This window comes from Mixta sp. BE291, assembly GCF_031457955.1.
Classification (GTDB): Bacteria; Pseudomonadota; Gammaproteobacteria; order Enterobacterales; family Enterobacteriaceae; genus Mixta.
Genome location: NZ_JAVDXN010000002.1, coordinates 197,001 through 218,837, shown reverse-complemented (window position 1 = coordinate 218,837; position 21,837 = coordinate 197,001). Strand labels below are relative to the sequence as shown.

Below are 21,837 nucleotides of genomic sequence, written 5' to 3'. Positions count from 1 at the left end.
TTAGCCACGGAAAGAGGGGATAAGGCTGCGGTTAAGCGTGTGGGGGATAAAACGGTGGATCATGCCGCTATTAGCGCGGCATAACGAAACAGCGCCTCAACGTTGGCGGGCAACGCATTGAGGCGCTGTTTTTAGCAAGGTGATGCCACGCCATGCGGCAGCGTTTGCCTTTTACGGCCTTCTGAACAGCACGATACTGCGGCCTTCCAGTTCAAACTCTTTTTCGCGCGTGATCACCATACCGCGCTGGTCGGTATCGGATGTCGAGAGTTCCAGCACCCAGCCGCCTTCGCCAAACTGCGGGATCAGGAACGGCACGTTGCCTTCAAACGGATTCAGCAAAATCAGCGCATCGTGCCAGATGCCTTCCTCCGGCTGGAGATCGGCCCGACCGATATAGACACCCAGCGTTGAGCCTTCATCCCACTGTTCCGACTGCTGAAAACCGCCACCGGCGTTAAACCACTTAATATCCATGCCGTCGCGCCAGCTTTCACGACGCAGCAGCGGCTGCTGCGCGCGCAGCGCAATCACCTGACGGGTAAACTCGCGCAGCGCCTCGGCGCTTGCCGGTAGGTTTTCCCAGTGAATCCAGGAGATCTCGCTGTCCTGACAATAGCCGTTGTTGTTACCCATCTGGCTGCGGCCAAACTCGTCGCCCGCCAGCAGCATCGGCGTGCCGTGGGAAAAGAACAGGGTCGCGAGGAAGTTGCGTTTCTGGCGCTCGCGCACCGTGTTGATGCCCGCATCCTCCGTCGGTCCTTCAGCGCCGTAGTTATAAGAACGGTTATCGTTATGACCGTCATTATTGTCTTCGCCGTTCTCTTCGTTATGCTTCTCGTTGTACGAAACCAGATCGTTGAGCGTAAAGCCGTCATGAGCGGTGATAAAGTTAACGCTGGCCCAGGGGCGACGACCGCGCTGATCGTAAAGATCGCCGGAACCCAACAGGCGCGCCGCAAAATCGGTCGAGACATTATCGCCTTTCCAGTATTCACGCACCGTGTCGCGGTATTTATCATTCCACTCCGCCCAGCCGGGCGGGAAGCCGCCAACCTGATAGCCGCCGGGACCGATATCCCACGGCTCGCCGATCAGCTTCACTTTCGACAGCACCGGATCTTGCATCACCGCATCGAAAAAGCCGCCGCGCTGGTCGAAGCCTTCCGGCTCACGACCAAGAATGGTGCCCAGATCGAAACGAAAACCGTCGATATGCATGGTTTCCGCCCAGTAGCGCAGCGAATCCATCACCATCTGCAATACGCGCGGATGCGAGGTGTTCACCGTGTTGCCGGTACCGGTATCGTTGATGTAATAGCGATGCTGATCGGGCAGGGTGCGGTAGTAGGAAAAGTTATCGATGCCTTTGAACGAGAGCGTAGGGCCAAGTTCGTTCCCTTCCGCCGTGTGGTTATAAACCACGTCCAGAATCACCTCGATCCCGGCGTCATGAAACGCGCGCACCATATCGCGGAAACCCTGAATCCCCTTCGGGCCGTAATAGCGCGAAGCCGGGGCGAAGAACGCCAGCGAGTTATAGCCCCAGAAGTTTTTCAGCCCTTTATCCAGCAAATGCTGATCGTCCGGGAACCAGTGAACCGGCAGCAGCTCTACCGAGGTAATGCCCAGGCTTTTAATGTAATCCACAGAAACCTTGTGTCCCATGCCCTCAAAGGTGCCGCGCAGTTCCGGCGGCAGGGCGGGGTTAAGCTGGGTAAACCCTTTGACATGCGCTTCATAAACCACGCTGTTCGGCCAGGCGATGTCCGGACGGTTGCTGTCCTGCCAGTCAAACTTATGGGGATCGATCACCCGGCATTTGGGCGTAAAAGGCCCGCTGTCGCGCGTATCGAAGGTTAAATCTTTATCTTCATGCAGCAGATCATAGGCAAAATGCGCCTCGTTCCACTCGATGTCGCCCACCAGCTCGCGTGCGTAGGGATCCACCAGCAGCTTATTCGGGTTAAAGCGATGACCGTTTTCCGGATCATAGGGGCCATGCACCCGATAGCCATACAGCGCGCCCGGCTGCAGGCCCGGCACATAGCCGTGCCAGACCTCATGGGTATATTCCGGCAGCTCCAGTCGGGCGATTTCTGTTTTGCCGTCTTGATCGTAAAGGCACAGCTCAACGCGTTCGGCATGCGCAGAGAAAATAGCGAAGTTAACCCCTTCGCCATCAAAATTGGCCCCAAGCTGGTGGCAATGCCCCGCCTTGATTTCAAAAAGCTTACCGTTTGACATACATCTCTCTCCATTGAAAGATAATTTTTAAGCACAACAGCAATTTATTACGTTTTTATTTAGCTAATTTCATGCACTTACCAGTATGACAGACGAGCTGCAGGCAACCGTATCCAGCGGGAAGCGGTCGGTCAGCGAGATCGTTTCCCCGCTCAGGATATTGCGATAACGGCGGTTGGCCAGCCCTTCAGGCAGCGCAATCTCCGTCTCCAGCCAGCGCTGCGGATCCGGCTGGTCGAGGCTGCCGTCAAGGCTGCTGAAAACCAGGCGCGGCGCGATAACAATCAGCGCATCGTCGCTCTCCGTGCGGGCGAAGGCGATCACGTTCTCCGCGCGCTGGCCGCTGGCGGTCAGCGGCAGGTAATCTCCCTGACGGAACAGCGTTGGGTTCTGCTGACGAAGATGCAGCAGGCGCGCAATCACATGCTGTTTCAAACGCCCGCTTAGCCAGCTCTCTTCCGTGGCGGTTTCCGGGGTTTCGTGACCGTTCAGCATGGTATCGAGCGCGGCGAAATCAGGTTCGCGGCGGTTATCGGGATCCACCAGACTGAAGTTCAGCGCTTCGCTGCCCTGATAAATATCCGGCACGCCCGGCGCGGTCAGCTTGATAATGGTTTGCGTCAGGCTATTGACCAGACCGGCGCGAATAAAAGGCTGTAGCGCAGCGGTAAAGTCCTGCAAAAAAGCCTGGTTAGCCGGTGAAAGCAGGTGACGCACATAGTCAAGCACCGCCTTTTCATAGGCATCGTTGCTGTCTGCCCAGTCGGTACGTAATTTCGCTTCGCGCAGCGCCTTTTCCACAAACGGCAGAAAGCGTTCTTCCAGCGCCTGGAGACCCGCTTCGTCCTGAGCGTGGAGCGTAGGCGGCCAGACGCCAGCCAGCGCCTGATACAGCATCCATTCCACCGCCGGTTTAGGGGCTGCGCCATCATCCAACTGACAGATTTTAGACCGGTTCATCTGCCGCCAGCGCGCCACGCATTCCGCCCAGCGCTCTGGCGCTTCGGTTAACGTATACAGCCGGGCGCGGGCATCTTCGCCGCGTTTGGTATCGTGGGTCGAGGTGCCGGAAAGGGCATCGGGCTGCCGCTCCAGGCGCGTTTTCATCTCGCTGTGGAAACGATCGAGCGAGAAGGCGCGTGGAATCGGTTCGGCGCCCACTTCATTCAGCGCCAGCTCCATGTTCTGGCGGAAAAACAGCGTATCCTCAACCGATTTCGCCATCAGCGGGCCGGTCAGCTGCTGGAAGCGCGTACGGAAGTGGGTCGCTTCGTCGCTGGCCTGCGGTGACACATCGCCGCTCAGAATACGGGTCAGGAAATCAAGCGCCTCAGGCGCGGGCGCGTTGGCGCTGGTTCTGACTTTCTCCGCCACGCGTTGCAGCATTTCGTTGCTTTCCGCTGGCAGTCCGGCTGCCGTGCCGTAAGTGCGATAGACCGGGAACGCAATCAGCAGTTCGCGCAGCGCGGCGCGTACCGCTTGCTCCTCGATCGCGACGTTATCGGTGCGGGCGATCGCCATCGCCAGCCGCAGCAGCGTGGAGAATTCACCGGCAAAGTTGCGGTCCGTCATTAGCAGCTTGGCGGAGCGCAGTTCCGCCGCCATGTTCACCGGTTTGCCTTTGACCTCATCATAGGCTTTACGCAGCAGGCGGATATTGTCGCCGTCCACCAGCACATCGGAAAGCGACTCGATAAACTCATAACCGGTGGTGCCGGAAACCGGCCAGTCCGTGGGCAGCTGCTCATCTTTACCGAGGATTTTTTCCACGGTGATATAGCAATCCGCACCAGCCTGTTGACGCAGATGCGCCAGATAGCCTTGCGGATCGGCCAGCCCATCAACGTGATCCACCCGCAGGCCATCAACCGCGCCGCAATGCACCAGTTCGAGGATCAGCCGGTGCGTATCATCAAACACCCGCGGATCTTCCACGCGCATGCCTACCAGCCCGGTGATTTCAAAGAAGCGCCGATAGGAGAGATCGCGCGGCGCGTCGCGCCATGACATCAGCCGCCAGGGCTGGCGCTCATGCAGTTTGGCGATCTCCGCCTTATCGGTCAGCTGCAGCACCTCCTCTTCACGCCCTTGCCAGCTTTCCGGCGTCAGCGGATAAAAGCTGTCGTAATAGGCCAGCGCCGGTTTGCCGGTGTGCGGATCCGCCTTAACGCCGATCTCACCGTTTTCCAGCACCGTTTCAAAGGTATCGCCAAGGAAAGGCAGCGTCAGGCGACGCGACCAGTCGATATCGAAATGGCGGGCGTAGCGGCTTTTTTCGCCATGCTCAATTACGTCGCGCCACCAGGCGTTTTCCAGCGAAGCGGCCATATGGTTCGGCACAATATCCAGAATCAGGCCCAGCCCGGCCTCCTGTAGCGCCTTTACCATGCGGTCAAAGGCGGCGCGGCCGCCGAGAACGGGATCGATCTCGTTAGCGTCGGTGACGTCGTAGCCGTGGGTCGAGTCAGCGGTTGCGGTAAAAATCGGCGAGGCGTAGAGATGGCTGATGCCAAGCCGCTTGAGATAGGGCACCAGCTGCGCGGCACGATCAAAGGTCATGCCGTTGCGAAACTGAATGCGCCAGGTAGCCGTTGGGATCTTCACTTTGCATCTCCTGCAGCCAGGCGGACGATAATCGAATTCTGCGGCAGCGCCTCTGACGCCTGCGGCCAGGCGAACAGCGTGTCGCCAGGCAGGTCAGGCAGCGGCTGGGTGTCGGCACCAATATTAAACGCCAGCGACAGCGTACCGTCCGGGAAAGCCCAGCTCACGGCCACGAAGCCTTCGGCGGTGGCAATCACCTTGCCCGCATCGCCGCCCGCGCGGGTCAGCAACGGCACGATATGCTGCTGGCGCAGCGCTAACAGTTCACGGGTAAACGCCAGCCAGGCTTGTCCTTGCTCACTTTCCCTGTTCTGCCAGTCCAGTTTCGAGGCAGCAAAGGTGCTTTCCGCATTGGGATCGGGCACGCTTTCCCCTTCATGTCCTGCGTGACCTTCGAATTCTCTGGCGCGGCCTTCGCGTACCGCTTTGGCAAGATCGCCATGGAAATCGGTAAAGAACAGGAAAGGCTGCGTTTCGCCATACTCTTCACCCATAAACAGCAGCGGAATATGCGGCGAGAGCAGCAGCGTCGCCAGCATGACTTTGGTGCGTTCAACGCCCGCCAGCGAAATCAGCCTTTCGCCCTGGGCGCGGTTGCCGACCTGATCGTGATTCTGGATAAAATCTACAAAGGCGACCGGCGGCTGTCCGCTGCTTTTAACGCCGCGCGGCTGGCCCGACTGCGCAGAAACGTCGCCCTGATAAGCGAACCCTTCCGTCAGAATGCGCGCCACCCGTTTTTCCGGCTCATCGGCGAAATCCTGGTAGTAAGCGTGGGTTTCACCGGTTGCCAGCACATGCACGGCATTATGGAAATCATCGTTCCATTCGCCGGTGAACAGCGGCACGGAGCCATCCGGTTCACGTGGATGCAGGAAAATGACGTTGCGGCTGTCTTCGGTGGTGAGGTGCGCAGGACGGTCGACGATTTCAGTGCGAATCCGCTCGGCAATCTCAATCAGCGCATGCTTTTCAGAAATATCCTCAATCTGATCGATGGCATCGAAGCGCAGGCCGTCGAGGTTGAACTCTTTCAGCCAGTAAAGCGGTGCTTCAATGATATAACGGCGGGCGGCGTCAACATCATAGGCGATACCGGCGCCCCACGGCGTCATGCGCTCTTTATGGAAAAACGCCGGTGCCAGCAGCGGCAGATAGTTACCTTCGGGGCCGAAATGGTTCAGAACGATATCCAGCACCACCGAAAGTCCATGACCATGCGCGGCATCGATAAAGGCTTTAAAATCATCCGGCGTGCCATAGGCGGCATGCGGCGCGTAAAGCAGCACGCCATCATAGCCCCAGCCCCGGTTGCCGCCGAATTGCGATACCGGCAGCACCTCAATCATGGTGATGCCGAGTTCGGCCAGCTGGGGCAGTTTCTCAATGGCGGCCTGGAAGGTGCCCTGCGGCGTAAAGGTGCCGATATGCATCTCATAGACCACCGATTCTTCCCATGGGCGGCCCTGCCATGCGCTGTTTTGCCAGGCGTAGCTGGCGGGGTCGATAACCAGCGAAGGGCCGTTTACATCCGCTTTCTGAGCGCGGGAGGCGGGATCCGGCACCACCATGCCGTCGGCAAGAACAAAATTATATTCCGCGCCGGGCGCGACCCCGGCGGCCTCCAGTTCAAACCAGCCGTCGCCGCCTGCATTCATCGCGCGGTCCTGGCCGTCGAGCCGCAGGGTTATCGTCTGTTGTCCTGGTGCCCAAAGACGAAAACGAACGGTATCGGCGGCCTCATATTCAGCGCCCCAACTTTTACGAAATGATTTGGACTCCATTCATTTTCCTCGCTTAACGCAGAAATGACTTATGGACGACATCATGTAATGTTATTTGGTGATGCAAGCTAATCGCCTAAGCCTGGAGCGCGAGCTGGATTCCGTAGCGGCGCGGCCCGCACCTGATGACCATCAGGGGGCTGTTCCGCTGAGTAAGGAGATGAAACGGTGTCCGGTTAACCTGGCCTCAGGCTGCATACACAGAACAATCATAGACTATGCAGCGAGAGTTGAAGGGTGGGGATAACGAAGCGAGTATTTGCTTTTCTTTAACGAGAGGGCGGTATCAGATATCAATAAGCGGCAGCAGCGGCAGCAGCGGCAGCCATCGTAGAACGGGGTGCGCCTTCAGGCCAGCAATCCTTATTGCTGGCTTGTTTATCGGCTGGCGGGCGTGCTGTCACGCCTTCGTTCAGGCGGACATCACCGTGCCCAACGCCTTATCCCAGCAGGAGGCCTGCGGCGCGGCTTTTTCGCTGACCATGACCGAGTTCATCGGGCGGCATGCCTGCTGTTTAAAGGCGGCGGTGGAGATGGGGCAGACATCAACTGAACGCAACGCGGGAGATTCGTCGCTAAAGACGCTGAATATCGTGAGCGCGAACTCATACCAGCTTACCGCCTTATCACCGCAGTAATGATAAATTCCCGCCGCGTTGCTGTCGGTAGCCAGGGTAATCATCGCCTGCGCCAGATCGCCCGCATAGGTCGGGCAACCGCGCTGATCGTTGACCACCCGCAGGGTTGGCTGTGTTTGCGCCAGGCGCAGCATGGTTTTAACAAAGTTGTTGCCATATTCGCTAAATACCCACGAGGTGCGCACGATAATGGCGCGCGGCAGCATCGCCTGTACGCGTTTTTCGCCTTCCCACTTGCTCAGGCCATAAAAGTTAACAGGGCAGGGCGCATCGCTTTCAACGTAGGGCGTGGATTTGGTGCCGTCGAACACATAATCCGTAGAGATATGGATCAGCTGCGCGCCGGTATCACGCGCCGCACGCGCCAGGTTTTCCGGGCCAAGGGCGTTGATTTTCATGGCGCGGATGCGATCGGTTTCCGCCTTATCCACCGCCGTATAGGCGGCAGCATTCATAATCACCTGCGGACGGAACCGGCGCACAATGCGATCGACCGCCGCCCGGTTGGTAATATCCAGCTCGGCTGAACCACAGGCCAGCAACACCCAGTCGGCAGGAAAGCGATCCAGCAGGCTACGGCCCAGCTGACCGTAAGCGCCGGTTAACAATACGCGCATGGCAACAACTCCCTAAGAGGTAAACCTTTTTTATCTTTATCCGACAGCAGGGGATCTTTCACCGGCCAGTCAATATTTATTGCAGGGTCATTCCACAGCAGGCAGGCTTCATCCTGCGGGTTGTAGTAATCGGTACATTTGTATTCAAAATCCGCCAGTTCAGACAGCACCAAAAAACCGTGCGCCAGACCGGGCGGGATCCAGAGCTGCGTCTTGTTTTCTTCCGACAGGATCACGCCTTCCCACTGTCCAAAGGTTGGCGAATCGGGGCGAATATCCACGGCAACATCAAACACTTCGCCGCGCACCACGCGTACCAGCTTGCCCTGCGGCTGCGTTTTCTGATAATGCAGGCCGCGCAGCACGTTTTTACCGGAGCGGGAATAGTTGTCCTGCACAAACTCCAGCTTGATATCCAGCAGTTGCTGATAACGTTTTCTTTCGAAGGTCTCAAGAAAGAAGCCGCGCGCATCACCAAAGACGGCGGGCTGAATAATTTTTACATCATCAATACGCGTATTGATTACCTTCATGCTTCCACCAGCAGCTGATGCAGATAGGATCCGTACTGGGTTTTGTTGAGATAGTTGGCCCGTTCGCGCAGCTGAGCGGCACTCAGCCAGCCCTTACGCCAGGCAATCTCTTCCAGGCAGGCGACTTTAAAACCCTGACGTTTTTCAATGGTATGGATAAAATGTGAGGCTTCCAACAGGCTGTCATGGGTGCCGGTGTCCAGCCAGGCGAAACCGCGTCCCAGCACTTCTACCGACAGCAGGCCATCCTCCAGGTACATCTGGTTCAGGGTGGTGATCTCCAGTTCGCCGCGCGCCGAAGGCTTTACCTGCTTCGCCATCGCACAAACCTGCTGGTCATAAAAATAGAGACCGGTCACCGCATAGTTCGATTTAGGCTGCGCCGGTTTCTCTTCCAGCGAAATCGCCTGAAACTGCTTATTAAATTCGACCACGCCAAAGCGTTCCGGATCCATTACCTGATAACCGAACACCGTTGCGCCGCTGCTGCGCGCGCTCACCTCTTCCAGCTTTTTCGCGAAGCTCTGGCCGAAAAAGATGTTATCGCCCAGCACCAGCGCGCAGCCCTGCCCGGCGAGAAAGTCTTCGCCAATGATAAACGCCTGCGCCAGCCCTTCCGGTTTCGGCTGAACGGCAAACTGCAGCTGAATACCGAAAGCGCTGCCGTCGCCCAGCAGACGCTGGAAAGCCGGTAAATCTTCCGGCGTGGTGATCACCAGAATCTCCTGAATGCCCGCCAGCATCAGCACGGAAAGCGGATAGTAGATCATTGGCTTGTCATACACCGGCAACAGCTGCTTGGATACGCCGCAGGTGACCGGATGTAAGCGGGAGCCGGTGCCGCCAGCGAGCACGATACCTTTCATAAAGAGTCTCGATATAACCAGGTGCAGGGGAGGCCTTCCCCAGGAATGTGATAAAGATTACGCCTCACATCGGATGAGTAATGGGGCAAATAAGAGGGCAAAGCGGGGGCTTTATTGCGGATAACCTGCGGGCGGCAAAGATTTTAACGCGGCGTTACAGAAAATAGCCGGTCTGCCGATAATAACGGCAAAGCAGCGTCTTTGCGCTGATCAACCCGTAACTCTTTTTCTGGAGTGGCTATGCGCTTCAATTATGATTTGTTACCCGGGGAACATCTGACCTTTGAGGAGATCAGTCAGCGCTACGGGCAAAAGTATCCCACGGAAAAGGCGCTGACCTTTCGCGGCTTGTTAAGCCCCTCTACCAGCCCGCGTCAGCTGGTTATTCGGGCGGTGTTTGCTCATCAGGCGGAAAATAGCCCGCTGGAAGATCTGCTGTTTGTTGCGGACGATAACGATCGGAAAAATTACCTGCGTCGTTTCGAACACTATATGCATCAGGGGCAATCCTTTCTTTATCTGCGGCGCAATGACGCCGCCGGGGTGCTGTGGAAAGTGATGGGCGACAGCCGGGTCTATGCGATGCTCGATCCCAATGGCGCGACGGCGCAAAATTTGCTGGCCAGTCGGGGCTATCGCTTAACATTGATGCGTCAGCAGGGCGATGACGATTACTGGCAGTTGTTTGATGCCCAGGCGCAGCCCTGTTTTAGCGAGGCGCGAACCTTACAGTTTATTGTTGTGCTGGAGACCCCGGCGTTGCCCGCCCCTGCGGCGGTGATTGCTGGTCAGCAGGTGGGGCGTCGCGTCAGGGTAAAAGTGCTACAGCGCGCCAGCCAGGCGGAATTCAGCACGGCAGTGAAAGCGCGCTACAGCGGCTGTGTCATCACCGGCACTACGCTTTCAGCGGATGTTGCCGCGCCGTGGGTTGAAGCGTGCCATATAGATGTACGCGAAAACAGCGACGGCCTGCTGGCTGATAACAGCGTTGATAATGGCTTGTTCTTACGCAGTGACCTGCGACGGCTGTTTATCAGCGGGCGACTGCTGATTGACGGCGAGCAGGGCACGGTGCATTTTCGCCAGGCGCCGCAGGCGGAAGATAACCTGCACGGCTTTTATCAGGCTATTGATGGCAAAGCCTGTGCGCTTTGGCCGTCTGTGCCGAAAGCCACTCGCGAACGACTGAAAAAAATGGGCCGCCTTTTTTAACAAAAGTGTGATCCCACTGGTATCGTACCGGTAGTGGTCACACACATTTTCTAAATAACCCGCCTTTTTTATCCCTATTCCACCAATCGATCGCCCTACAGAATCGGATAATCATGCCGATAACGTAACTAACGCAGGGTAGTCAAAGTGAACGATCTCTATACCGCCGATGGCGTGATGGACAAACACTCGCTGTGGCAGCGATATGTACCGTTGGTGCGCCATGAGGCATTGCGCCTGCAGGTACGGCTGCCCGCGAGTGTTGAGCTGGATGATTTGCTGCAGGCCGGAGGTATTGGGCTGCTAAACGCCGTGGAGCGCTATGACGCGCTACAGGGCACCGCCTTTACCACGTATGCCGTTCAGCGCATACGTGGGGCCATGCTGGATGAGCTACGCAGCCGTGACTGGGCGCCGCGCAGCGTGCGACGCAACGCGCGTGAAGTTGCGTCGGCGATGCATCAGTGCGAACAGGCGCTGGGGCGTTCCGCATCTGAGCAGGAAGTTGCCAAACAGCTAAATGTTTCGCTGGAAGAGTATCGGCAGATTCTGCTGGATACCAATAACAGCCAGCTTTTCTCCTATGACGAATATCGCGAAGAGCATGGCGATAGTGCGGAACTGGTAACGGAAGGGCATGAAGACGCCAATCCGCTTCACCAGCTGATGGAAGGGAATCTGCGTGAACGCGTCATTGAAGCGATCGAGGCATTGCCCGAGCGCGAAAAAATGGTGCTGACACTGTATTACCAGGAAGAGTTGAATCTGAAAGAGATTGGCGCGGTGTTGGAGGTGGGGGAATCCCGCGTCAGCCAGCTGCACAGTCAGGCGATTAAACGCCTGCGCGCCCGGTTAACGGGAGCGCGCTGACAGCGTCAGCTCTCGCTTTCGAGACATATAACCGGGGGTCTCCTCAATGGGAACCAAACTAAAAACGAGGCCATTAAGCCGTTATCTTAAAGACTTTAAACACAGCCAAAGTAATTGTTCACACTGCGGAAAAGTACTCGACAGGATGGCGTTAGTTTTTCGCGGTCAGATCATTAATAAAGAAGCCATATCCCGGATGGACCAGCCGATCGACGATCAGGTTTGGCTTAAATTACAAAACGAACTGACCGCGCTGTGCCGGTTTTGCAGTGATATTTACTGTAATACCCATCCCAATTATTTTGACATTATGGCGTTTAAACAATATTTGTTTGAGCAGACGGAAATGAGCCATAGCACGATACGTGAATATGTGGTGCGTCTGCGTCGTCTGGATGACATGCTGTCGGCAAAAAATTATCCGGCAGAAAAATTACGCGGCGGAAGCTGGCATGCTTGTCTGGAAAATGATTTACCGGACGCCGGCAATAATAATTACCGCATCGCGCTACGCAAATATGACCAGTTTTTAGGTTGGCAGCGTAATTAATTGTTCGGCACGGATGAAATTTCATCCGTGCCGCGCTGTTTTTTTCAGCAGCCAGACACCGCTGCGATCTATCACACGAACTGACCATAGATCCCCGTCAAATCTTCTGCAACACTGTAGCCATTATCCCGTGTGCGTGGAGGCTGCCTTGTCCCTGTCTAATCTTTCCCAATTCCCTCGTCTTGAACTGGTTGGCGCACCGACGCCGCTGGAGCATTTGCCGCGTCTTTCTGACTACCTTGGCCGCGATATTTTCATTAAACGTGATGATATTACGCCGTTGGCGCTGGGTGGAAACAAACTGCGCAAGCTGGAGTTTCTGGCGGCGGATGCCTTGCGTGAAGGGGCCGATGTGTTAATTACTGCCGGAGCGATTCAGTCAAACCACGTACGTCAAACCGCTGCGGTAGCGGCCAGGCTGGGCCTGAAGTGTTTCGCCCTGCTGGAAAACCCGATTCAAACTCAGGCGGAAAATTACCTTGGCAACGGCAACCGACTGCTGCTCGATTTAATGGATTGTGAAATCGAGCTGGTGGATGCGCTGCATGCTCCTGCGCAACAGCTGGAAGAACTGCGCGTTCGTCTGGAAGCGCAGGGCTTTCGCCCTTATGTCGTGCCGGTGGGCGGTTCAAACGCGCTGGGCGCGCTGGGGTATGTTGAGTGCGCGCAGGAGATTGCGCATCAAAGCGAAGAGGTGGTGGATTTCGCTGCGGTGGTGGTCGCGTCTGGCAGTGCGGGCACGCATGCGGGGCTGGCCATTGGTTTAGAGCATTTACTGCCGGAAACCGAACTGGTTGGCGTGACAGTGTCACGTAAAGTGGCCGATCAACTGCCGCTGGTGACGCATCTCCAGCAGCAGGTTGCCAGCCTGCTGGAAACGCAGAGCCGCGCGCCGATTACGCTTTGGGACGACTATTTTGGCCCACGTTATGGCATGCCCAGCGAAGAGGGAATGGAAGCGGTGAAGCTGCTGGCGCGGCTGGAAGGGATTATTCTCGATCCGGTCTATACCGGCAAAGCGATGGCGGGACTGATTGATGGCATTAGCCAGCAGCGTTTTCAGCGTGAAGGGCCGCTGCTGTTTGTCCATACCGGCGGTGCACCGGCGTTATTTGCTTATTACCCTTCTGTCTAACGGCTGGCAGCACAATGCAGGTAGCATTATTTAGGGTATATAATCATTCTGTTTAATGATTTTTGCTTTTAGGTAACAGGATTCAATTTTTCGGCTTTGCTTTTTATAAAAGCCTTTTGCACACAATCCAACAATAAACGGGGTAAATATGATTTTTTCTCAGGTACGTCGTCAGCTGGTGCTGGGCGTAATGGCGGCGGCGCTGGTCGCTGGCGTTAACGTAAAAACATTCGCGGCGGAAAACCTGCTCAACAAGGTTAAAGAGCGCGGCAGCCTGCTGGTGGGTCTGGAAGGCACCTATCCGCCGTTTAGCTTTCAGGATGAAAACGGCAAGCTGACCGGTTTTGAAGTGGAGTTTGCGCAAGCGCTGGCGCAGCATCTTGGCGTTAAAGCGAGCCTGAAGCCGACCAAATGGGACGGTATGCTGGCATCGCTCGATTCCAAACGCATTGATGTGGTGATAAACCAGGTAACCATTTCCGACGAACGTAAGAAAAAATATGACTTCTCCACGCCTTATACCGTTTCCGGTATCCAGGCGCTGACCCGTAAAGATAAAGAAGGCACCATCAACAGCGCGCAGGATCTGGCGAATAAAAAGGTCGGCGTCGGCCTCGGCACCAACTATGAGCAGTGGCTGCGTGAGAATGTAAAAAACGTTGATATCCGCACCTACGATGATGACCCGACCAAATATCAGGATCTGCGCTCTGGTCGCGTTGACGCCATTCTGGTTGACCGCCTGGCTGCGCTCGACCTGGTGAAAAAAACCGGTAATACCATGGCGGTCGCCGGCCCGGCTTTCTCACGCCAGGAAGCGGGTGTAGCGCTGCGTAAAGGCAATGAAGATATGCTGAACGCAGTGAATCAGGCGATTGCCGCTATGCAGAAAGATGGCACGCTGAATAAGATCTCACAAAAATGGTTCGGCGCGGACGTTACTAAATAATGCAAGAAAGTATCCAACTGGTGCTGGATTCAGCACCTTTTTTATTAAAGGGCGCGCTGTTTACGCTGCAGCTCAGTATCGGCGGTATGTTCTTCGGCCTGGTGCTGGGCTTTATCCTGGCGTTGATGCGTCTCTCCGCTTTCTGGCCGGTTAACTGGCTGGCGCGCATTTATGTCTCTATCTTTCGCGGTACGCCCCTGATCGCCCAGCTGTTTATGATCTACTACGGACTGCCGCAGTTTGGTATTGAACTCGATCCTATCCCCTCGGCGATGATTGGCCTGTCGTTAAATACCGCCGCCTACGCCTCAGAATCGCTGCGCGGCGCGATTGCCGCCATCGAGCGCGGGCAGTGGGAAGCGGCGGCTAGCATCGGCATGACGCATTGGCAGACGCTGCGCCGCGTAGTACTGCCGCAGGCGGCGCGTACCGCACTGCCGCCGCTGGGCAACAGCTTTATCAGCCTGGTGAAAGATACCTCGCTGGCCGCCACTATTCAGGTGCCGGAGTTGTTCCGTCAGGCGCAGTTGATTACTTCGCGCACGTTAGAGGTGTTCACCATGTATCTGGCGGCATCGCTGATTTACTGGGTAATGGCTACGCTGCTGTCGGCGCTGCAAAATCGCCTGGAAGATTATGTTAACCGTCAGGATCGGGAGGCGAAATGAGCGCCATTGAAGTCAGCAAACTGGTAAAACAGTTTAACGGACAGACGGTGCTGCATGGCATCGATCTTGAGGTCGCGTCCGGGGAAGTGGTGGCAATTATCGGTCCCAGCGGTTCGGGTAAAACCACGTTGCTGCGCAGCATCAATTTGCTGGAAGTGCCGGATAGCGGCACCATCAAAGTGGGCGGCATCGCCATTGATGCGGCTCTGCCGGTCAGCAAGCAGAAAGAGCGCGTACGCCAGCTGCGTCAACAGGTCGGCTTTGTGTTTCAGAGCTTTAATCTGTTTCCGCATCGCTCGGTGCTGGAGAATATTATTGAAGGCCCGGTCATCGTAAAAGGCGAACCGAAAGCCGAAGCCATTGCCCGCGCCCGGGCGCTGCTGGAAAAGGTGGGGCTGCAGGGCAAAGAGCAAAGCTATCCGCGTCGCCTGTCCGGCGGACAGCAGCAGCGCGTCGCGATTGCGCGTGCGCTGGCAATGCGCCCAGAGGTGATTCTGTTTGATGAACCCACCTCGGCGCTCGATCCGGAGCTGGTCGGCGAAGTGCTGAATACGATTCGCTCGCTGGCGGAAGAGAAACGCACCATGGTTATCGTTACGCATGAGATGAGCTTCGCGCGTGACGTGGCCGACCGCGCTATTTTTATGGATCAGGGACGCATCGTGGAGCAGGGGCCAGCAAAAGCGCTGTTTGCCCATCCTCAGCAGGCGCGTACCCGCCAGTTCCTGGAAAAGTTTCTCAGCCAATAGCTGGTCTGAACGGCACCAGGATCCTCCTAAATATCGTTAATCCACGGGCGGTCAAATTAACTGACTGCCCGTTTTTTTATCGTCTCGCCTGATTTTTATTTATTCTCTGTCAGGGCCGCTTATTTTTTTTAAGATAAAAGCTACAGCGATTTTATTCCCGCGCCGTTGATAATGCGGATTGACTATTCAGCCTTTTTCTTCCGTCAACTTAGCGGGAATCACAGAAATGAGCGATAAAAAAAGTCACGAAATTCAGTGGGTCAATACGCTAAAAGGGGGCTGCATCCTGTTAGTCGTGCTCTATCATGTGGTATTGCCGGGCTTTGATGGCACCCTGAAACATCTGACGGCAGGCAGTTTAGCAGGCCAGCTGTGGGTAGCATTCAATACCGTATTATCGCCGTTGCGTATGCCGGCATTCTTTTTTGTCTCCGGTATGCTGGCCGCACGCGCGATTAATGATAAGCCGTGGAAAAAAGTATTCACCAGTCGGGTGACCAATCTTTTTTATCTTTATATTCTCTGGGGGCTTATTCAGTGGTTTTCCATTTACGGTATTTCCTCAGAAATTACGCATCAACGTATTTCCAGCAACATTAATTCTTCCTATGCTGAATCACCGCAAGAATTTATTTCGCTAATGCTGCTGGCGATGAGCAGTTCCTGGTATCTTTATGCGCTGGGGCTATTCTTCCTGTTCGCTAAACTGTTTCGCAAACAGCGGCTGCCGCTGGTGATTGCCGCCGTGCTGTTAAATTATGCCGCAGTGGAAAAAATGATCCCAGGCTGGGGGCCGGAGAGCCTTTCGCAATATTTTATCTATTTTCTTATGGGATCTTTCTGGAGCGCGCAGATTATCTACCTGAGCGAATGGCGTAAAAGCAACCTGCTGCCGTGGCTGGGACTGGCGTTGTTGGCCGGGGTGCACCTGCTGTTGGGCGTGCAGAAAAACCTGTTTCTCTGTACGTTAAGTATTCTGGCCTGTATCGCCCTGTGCCGCGCCCTGAATACCTGGTTCCGTATGACATGGATGAACTGGATCGGTAAAAATACGCTGCAAATTTACGTGCTGCATCGCATCTTTATCGAATATTTCGGCATGACGGCCATTTTGTTCGCGTTTGATCATCATCTGTTTGATTCGACGCTGTTTTCAATAGTGTGGGCGGTGGGCTTCCCGGTTGGTATGGTACTGCTCTGTTCGCTGTGTTCGATCGCGGTGTGGAAACTGTTGAATAAAGGGATGGGGAAATCGCTGTTTATCTATCCGCGCCTGCTGCGCATGAAGTTTGATGTGTGATATCACCTTCTGCAAGGCGGCAGGCTTTGATGCGAGAAACAGGCTGCCGCCAGCGTATGCTTCAGTCGCGTGCTAACCGACGCGGCTGGACAACAGGGCGGGCTGTTACTGAGGGATTTGCGCCAGCTCGTCTTCCGTCACACCGGTGATTTTTATCACAGCGCTGCGTTCGATACCGTTCTGCAGCATGTTGCGGGCAATTTTCAGCGCTTCTTCTTTGCGTCCTTTTTCCATCCCCTTTTCCATCCCCTTTTCCATGCCTTTTTGCTCAAGTTGCTGTGCAATAGTCATGAGTGTGTCCCCGTGTTGTGGCACCCGTTGTGCCAGTGTACGCACGAATGCTTCTGCGTCTGACGTTTCACCTACCTGCAGAAGATAGTTTATCAACGAAATCAACTGTTGTCCCGTAATAGGCTCTGTTACCAAAAGCACGGCCAGCCTCTCTAACTGTTCAGCCAAATCACGCTGGTGGATATGTTTCTGTAGCAGCGTTAAAGCGGCCATACGTCGATGCTGCATAATATCGTCATCTGCAATGACAGTGACATCCACCAGGGGAAAATCAGTACTGTAAAGCCTGCCAGCTAAAGCAGGATCGTCGAACTCCTGCAACCAGTTGGTAGAGTAAGGATAAGGGCTGCGTTTGCCGGTATAAAAAAGCAGCGGAATAACCAGTGGCAATGCGTCGTAGCCTGCATCCAGATGTCGCTGCATGGCCGCCACGGCGTAGCGCAGCAGACGAAAAGCCATATGCCGGTCAGGCGTGCTTTGATGCTCTATCAGGACGTGTATGTAACCTTCACCCGTGGTGGTTTTCAGGCTATAAAGCACATCGCTGAAATAAGCGCGAAGATTTTCTTCGACAAAACTTCCGGACTCAAGCTTCAGCGTAGTCAGGTCGCAAAGCCTTAACAGCTCCGCAGGCATATGCAGCTGAATAAAATCTCTGGCAGTATCGGGATGGGTAAGAAATTGCTTGAATGCCGCATCGTGCGGCGTTGGGGTTGTTGTTTCTCTGGCGTGTGGTTTCCTGTCTGTCATGGCGCGCTCCGTTGCCCACGTGCATCTCCTCTCCACGAGGCGATCATTTTCCAGGCAACAGCATAAAAATAAAGCCGTCCTGAAACAAGACGGCTTTGAGTAACGCGTTAGGTTAGCCTATGGTCATCAGGCTGGCGTTTCCTCCCGCAGCCGCAGTATTGACGCTCAGCGAACGTTCAATCAGCAAACGCTCCAGCAGCAGATTGGTTTCGCCACGGGCAAAGCCCTGTACTGAAACGATCGCACCGGCGCGCGCCGCGACGTTCTCACACAGCAGACGCAGCTGATCCGCGTCGCCATGATAGATCACTGCATCATAATGCTGCTCCGGCGCCAGCGGATCCTGCGCGAAATCGATTTGAGCTCGCACTTTCTCCGGCAGTAGCTGCGCCAGCTTACGGTGCAGCTCATCATCTTGCCACAGCGCGCGACTACCGACGCTGGTCACCGCCGCCAGCTGCACCAGCGCATCCTGCTCGTTATCCGCCAGACAAAGCACGCGATCGCGCGGCAGCAGAATATAGGTATTACGTTCGCCGGTTGGACCCGGCAGTACGCGCACCGTGCCGCCCTGCGCCAGTTTTTCAAAGCGCGCGCAGATTTCCGCCAGCTGCGCTTTGGCCCAGTCGCTCAGCGCTTTATGCGCCTCAAGCAGGGAAGGGCGCAGCGTCGCATCCAGCGTCTGTTCGGCATCGTGACGATCGAGCGTTACCTGCAAGGCGTTATCGGGACGATGCGACAGCAGACGATAGAGATAGAGCGGGCCGCCCGCTTTCGGACCGGTGCCCGATAAGCCTTCACCGCCGAACGGCTGCACGCCGACCACCGCGCCGACCATATTACGGTTCACGTACAGGTTGCCAACCTTAGCGCGTTGCGTCACCTGACCGATGGTTTCATCAATGCGCGTATGCACGCCCAGCGTTAAGCCATAGCCGGAAGCGTTGATCTGCTCGATCAGCTGCGGCAGCGTGCTGCGCGTAAAACGCACCACATGCAGCACCGGGCCAAAGATCTCTTTATCCAGCTCCTCAATGCTGTTCAGCTCAATCAGCGTCGGCTTAATAAAGGTGCCCTGCGCCCACTCTTTGCTGTCCTGCTGATTTTCCTGCACCGCCTGGAATACCTTTAATCCTTTAGCGCGCATCGCCTGAATATGGCGCTCGATATTCTCTTTCGCCTCGGCATCAATCACCGGGCCGATATCCGTTGAAAGACGTTCCGGGTTACCCATGCGGCACTCCGCCATCGCACCGCGCAGCATTTTCAGCGTATGCTCGGCGGCATCTTCCTGCACGCAGAGCAGACGCAGCGCCGAACAGCGCTGGCCCGCGCTGTCATAGGCCGAAGAGACGATATCCAGCACCACCTGTTCGGTCAGCGCCGAAGAATCCACAATCATGGCGTTCATGCCGCCGGTTTCAGCAATCAGCGGCGTTGGACGTCCTTGCGGATCGAGACGTCCGGCGAGGTTACGTTGCAGCAGCGTGGCGACGGCGGTAGAGCCGGTAAACATGACGCCGCGCACCCGCTCGTCGCTGGTCAGCTGAGCGCCGACGGTTTCGCCGAGACCCGGCAACAGCTGGATTACGCCGGTCGGCACGCCTGCCTCAAGCAGAATACGCACCGCCTGAGCCGCGATCAGCGGCGTTTGTTCAGCAGGCTTCGCCAGCACGCTATTGCCCGCCGCCAGGGCGGCCGCGATCTGACCGGTGAAAATCGCCAGCGGGAAGTTCCATGGGCTAATGCAGACCACCGGCCCTAATGGACGGTGAGTTTCATTATCAAAATCGCTGCTGACCAGGCCGGAGTAGTAATAGAGGAAATCAACCGCTTCGCGCACTTCGGCAATGGCGTTGTTAAAGGTTTTACCTGCCTCGCGCACCAGAATGCCGATCAGCGTCTGCATCTGGCCTTCCATCAGCTCCGCCGCGCGTTCCAGAATAGCGGCGCGCTCCTGCGGCGGCGTGGCAAACCAGATAGGACCGGCGTTGACCGATGCCTGTAACGCCTGCGCCACCTCCTGCTCGCTGGCTTCACGCACTTCGCCGACGACATCGCTGGGATCGGCCGGGTTCAGCAGCGGCGTGTAGTCACCCAGACTCAGCTCGCCCTCAATCATCGGTTCGGCGCGCCATAACTGCGCGGCGCTGCTTAACAGCGCGCTGGAGAGCGACGCCAGACGATGTTCATTGGCTAAATCGAGACCGGAAGAGTTAGGGCGCTTATCACCGTACAGATCGCGCGGCAGCGGAATTTTCGGGTGCGGCAGGCCAATCGCGCCTTCCGTTGCGGCGAGACGTTCCACTTGCTGCACCGGATCGGCTACCAGCTCATCCAGCGGCAGGGTTTTATCCGCGATGCGGTTAACAAAGGAGGTGTTGGCGCCGTTTTCCAGCAGGCGACGCACCAGATAGGCCAGCAGGGTTTCATGGGTGCCAACCGGTGCATAAATACGGCACGGACGGTTCAGCTTGCCATCGGCGGTTTTGCCAACCACCTGCTCATAGAGCGGCTCGCCCATGCCGTGCAGGCACTGGAACTCATACTGGCCGGGATAGTAGTTATTGCCCGCCAGGTGATAGATCGCCGCCAGGCTGTGGGCATTGTGGGTCGCGAACTGCGGATAGATCAGGTTCGGCACCGCCAGTAGCTTGCGTGCGCAGGCCAGATAAGAGATATCGGTGTACACCTTGCGGGTATAAACCGGATAGCCTTCCAGCCCTTCGACCTGCGCGCGTTTGATTTCACTGTCCCAGTAAGCGCCTTTTACCAGACGGATCATCAAACGACGACGGCTGCGTTGCGCCAGATCGATCAGCGAGTCGATCACGAACGGACAGCGTTTTTGGTAAGCCTGAATCACGAAGCCGATGCCGTTCCAGCCTTCCAGTTCCGGCTCGAAACAGAGTTTTTCCAGCAGATCGAGCGACAGCTCGAGGCGGTCGGCCTCTTCGGCGTCGATATTGATGCCGATATCATAAGAGCGCGCCAGCAGCGTCAACGATTTAAGAATTGGGTAGAGCTCATCCATCACACGCGCATACTGCGCGCGGCTATAGCGGGGATGCAACGCGGAGAGCTTAATGGAAATCCCCGGTCCTTCATAAATGCCGCGCCCGTTTGAAGCCTTACCAATGGCATGAATCGCTTGCTGGTAAGAGAGCAGGTAGGCTTTCGCATCGTTAGCGGTCAGCGCCGCTTCGCCCAGCATATCGTAAGAGTAGCGGAAGCCTTTCTCTTCCAGCTTGCGCGCGTTGGCCAGCGCTTCGGCAATGGTTTCGCCGGTAACAAACTGCTCGCCCATCAGACGCATCGCCATATCCACGCCTTTACGGATCAGCGGCTCGCCGCTTTTACCGATAATGCGGTTCAGGGAGCGCGACAGGTTCGTTTCGTTATGCGTTGAAACCAGACGCCCGGTAAACAGCAGACCCCAGGTCGCGGCATTAACAAACAGCGACGGACTACGGCCCAGATGCGCCTGCCAGTTGCCGTTGCTGATTTTATCGCGAATGAGCGCATCGCGCGTCGGCTTATCGGGAATACGCAGCAGTGCCTCAGCCAGACACATTAATGCCACGCCTTCCTGCGATGAAAGCGAGAACTCCTGCAACAGGCTTTGCACCATACCGGCGCGTCCGGTTGCCCCTTTTTGGTGCCGCAGCTTATCGGCCAGCGTCCAGGCCAGCTGCTGCGCTTTCTCAGCCTGCGGCGCAGGCAGACGCGCCTGCTCCAGCATCATCGACACGGCTTCAGGCTCCGGGCGACGCCAGGCGGAGGTGATGGCAGCGCGGGCGACCGTTTGCGGCAGAATCTGTTCTGCGAAATCAAGAAACGGCTGATGCGGCTCTTCCTGCAACGGCTCTTCAGCCTCATTGGCTGCCGCCTGTAGCGGGAACTCCGCAGGCTGCGCGCCCTGTTCCAGCTGCTCAAGATAGTTAAAAATCGCCTGTTTAATCAGCCAGTGCGGCGTGCGATCGATCTGTTGTGCAGCCCGTTTAATTCTGTCGCGGGTGGCTTCATCCAGTTTGACACCCATGGTCGTGGTTCCCATGCCTTGAACGCTCCTCA

General features: G+C 56.3%; 16 protein-coding genes. 8 read left to right on the top strand and 8 right to left on the bottom strand.

Features of this window, described 5'->3' with window-relative positions; genetic code table 11:
• Positions 1-171 precede the first annotated feature (171 nt).
• The 6 genes from glgX to rfbA form a co-directional block, all read right to left on the bottom strand.
• Positions 172-2,247: a glycogen debranching protein GlgX gene (glgX, locus tag J2X14_RS06125; protein WP_352410342.1), complete on the bottom strand. Its 2,076-nt coding sequence runs from the start codon at positions 2,245-2,247 to the stop codon at positions 172-174.
• A 69-nt stretch (positions 2,248-2,316) separates the two neighbouring features.
• Complete coding sequence (treY, locus tag J2X14_RS06120; RefSeq protein WP_352410341.1) at positions 2,317-4,851, bottom strand: malto-oligosyltrehalose synthase; 2,535 nt, start codon at positions 4,849-4,851, stop codon at positions 2,317-2,319.
• Positions 4,848-6,635, bottom strand: a complete 1,788-nt coding sequence (gene treZ / locus J2X14_RS06115) for a malto-oligosyltrehalose trehalohydrolase (protein WP_352410340.1) — start codon at positions 6,633-6,635, stop codon at positions 4,848-4,850. The genes treY and treZ overlap by 4 nt, the downstream gene beginning before the upstream one ends.
• Before the next feature lie 412 nt (positions 6,636-7,047).
• Positions 7,048-7,890, bottom strand: coding sequence for a dTDP-4-dehydrorhamnose reductase (gene rfbD / locus J2X14_RS06110; RefSeq protein ID WP_352410339.1), 843 nt, complete (start codon positions 7,888-7,890; stop codon positions 7,048-7,050).
• Positions 7,875-8,423 (bottom strand): dTDP-4-dehydrorhamnose 3,5-epimerase, encoded by a 549-nt coding sequence (gene rfbC / locus J2X14_RS06105; protein ID WP_352410338.1) that lies wholly within the window; start codon positions 8,421-8,423, stop codon positions 7,875-7,877. The genes rfbD and rfbC overlap by 16 nt, the downstream gene beginning before the upstream one ends.
• A complete protein-coding gene (gene rfbA / locus J2X14_RS06100) occupies positions 8,420-9,289 on the bottom strand; it encodes a glucose-1-phosphate thymidylyltransferase RfbA (RefSeq protein ID WP_352410337.1) in 870 nt (289 codons plus the stop codon). Before rfbA ends, rfbC begins: the two co-directional genes overlap by 4 nt.
• Positions 9,290-9,529: 240 nt before the next feature.
• Between rfbA and J2X14_RS06095 the strand changes: the two genes are divergently transcribed.
• The 8 genes from J2X14_RS06095 to J2X14_RS06060 all read left to right on the top strand — a co-directional run bounded on the left by J2X14_RS06095 (position 9,530) and on the right by J2X14_RS06060 (position 16,722).
• On the top strand, positions 9,530-10,501 hold the full coding sequence (locus tag J2X14_RS06095) for an HNH endonuclease signature motif containing protein (protein ID WP_352410336.1): 972 nt from the start codon (positions 9,530-9,532) through the stop codon (positions 10,499-10,501).
• A 147-nt stretch (positions 10,502-10,648) separates the two neighbouring features.
• Complete coding sequence (locus J2X14_RS06090; protein ID WP_352410335.1) at positions 10,649-11,371, top strand: RNA polymerase sigma factor FliA; 723 nt, start codon at positions 10,649-10,651, stop codon at positions 11,369-11,371.
• 46 nt (positions 11,372-11,417) lie between these two features.
• Positions 11,418-11,921, top strand: coding sequence for a flagella biosynthesis regulatory protein FliZ (gene fliZ, locus J2X14_RS06085; RefSeq protein WP_352410334.1), 504 nt, complete (start codon positions 11,418-11,420; stop codon positions 11,919-11,921).
• Between the two features lie 148 nt (positions 11,922-12,069).
• Positions 12,070-13,056, top strand: coding sequence for a D-cysteine desulfhydrase (locus J2X14_RS06080; protein WP_352410333.1), 987 nt, complete (start codon positions 12,070-12,072; stop codon positions 13,054-13,056).
• A 148-nt stretch (positions 13,057-13,204) separates the two neighbouring features.
• Positions 13,205-14,005, top strand: coding sequence for a cystine ABC transporter substrate-binding protein (gene tcyJ, locus J2X14_RS06075; protein WP_352410332.1), 801 nt, complete (start codon positions 13,205-13,207; stop codon positions 14,003-14,005).
• The gene (tcyL, locus tag J2X14_RS06070) at positions 14,005-14,673 is read left to right on the top strand and encodes a cystine ABC transporter permease (RefSeq protein WP_352410331.1); all 669 of its coding nucleotides are present in this window, start codon (positions 14,005-14,007) and stop codon (positions 14,671-14,673) included. The genes tcyJ and tcyL overlap by 1 nt, the downstream gene beginning before the upstream one ends.
• A complete protein-coding gene (tcyN, locus tag J2X14_RS06065; RefSeq protein WP_352410330.1) occupies positions 14,670-15,422 on the top strand; it encodes an L-cystine ABC transporter ATP-binding protein TcyN in 753 nt (250 codons plus the stop codon). Before tcyL ends, tcyN begins: the two co-directional genes overlap by 4 nt.
• Positions 15,423-15,648: 226 nt before the next feature.
• Positions 15,649-16,722 carry an acyltransferase family protein gene (locus tag J2X14_RS06060; protein WP_352410329.1) on the top strand — a complete coding sequence of 358 codons (1,074 nt, stop codon included), beginning with the start codon at positions 15,649-15,651 and terminating at the stop codon, positions 16,720-16,722.
• A gap of 105 nt (positions 16,723-16,827) precedes the next feature.
• Here J2X14_RS06060 and J2X14_RS06055 read toward each other — a convergent pair whose 3' ends face one another.
• Entirely contained in the window at positions 16,828-17,763 is a 936-nt protein-coding gene (locus J2X14_RS06055) for an Rpn family recombination-promoting nuclease/putative transposase (RefSeq protein WP_352410328.1), read from the bottom strand.
• Between the two features lie 112 nt (positions 17,764-17,875).
• Positions 17,876-21,820 carry a trifunctional transcriptional regulator/proline dehydrogenase/L-glutamate gamma-semialdehyde dehydrogenase gene (gene putA, locus J2X14_RS06050; RefSeq protein ID WP_352410327.1) on the bottom strand — a complete coding sequence of 1,315 codons (3,945 nt, stop codon included), beginning with the start codon at positions 21,818-21,820 and terminating at the stop codon, positions 17,876-17,878.
• Positions 21,821-21,837 lie beyond the last annotated feature (17 nt).

Bases quoted from the DNA above. Each gene is read 5' to 3' on its own strand.
- glgX (WP_352410342.1), bottom strand. From the start codon at position 2,247: ATGTCAAACGGTAAGCTTTTTGAAATCAAGGCGGGGCATTGCCACCAG.
- treZ (WP_352410340.1), bottom strand. From the start codon at position 6,635: ATGGAGTCCAAATCATTTCGTAAAAGTTGGGGCGCTGAATATGAGGCC.
- rfbD (WP_352410339.1), bottom strand. From the start codon at position 7,890: ATGCGCGTATTGTTAACCGGCGCTTACGGTCAGCTGGGCCGTAGCCTG.
- rfbC (WP_352410338.1), bottom strand. From the start codon at position 8,423: ATGAAGGTAATCAATACGCGTATTGATGATGTAAAAATTATTCAGCCC.
- rfbA (WP_352410337.1), bottom strand. From the start codon at position 9,289: ATGAAAGGTATCGTGCTCGCTGGCGGCACCGGCTCCCGCTTACATCCG.
- J2X14_RS06095 (WP_352410336.1), top strand. From the start codon at position 9,530: ATGCGCTTCAATTATGATTTGTTACCCGGGGAACATCTGACCTTTGAG.
- fliZ (WP_352410334.1), top strand. From the start codon at position 11,418: ATGGGAACCAAACTAAAAACGAGGCCATTAAGCCGTTATCTTAAAGAC.
- tcyJ (WP_352410332.1), top strand. From the start codon at position 13,205: ATGATTTTTTCTCAGGTACGTCGTCAGCTGGTGCTGGGCGTAATGGCG.
- tcyL (WP_352410331.1), top strand. From the start codon at position 14,005: ATGCAAGAAAGTATCCAACTGGTGCTGGATTCAGCACCTTTTTTATTA.
- tcyN (WP_352410330.1), top strand. From the start codon at position 14,670: ATGAGCGCCATTGAAGTCAGCAAACTGGTAAAACAGTTTAACGGACAG.
- J2X14_RS06060 (WP_352410329.1), top strand. From the start codon at position 15,649: ATGAGCGATAAAAAAAGTCACGAAATTCAGTGGGTCAATACGCTAAAA.
- J2X14_RS06055 (WP_352410328.1), bottom strand. From the start codon at position 17,763: ATGACAGACAGGAAACCACACGCCAGAGAAACAACAACCCCAACGCCG.
- putA (WP_352410327.1), bottom strand. From the start codon at position 21,820: ATGGGAACCACGACCATGGGTGTCAAACTGGATGAAGCCACCCGCGAC.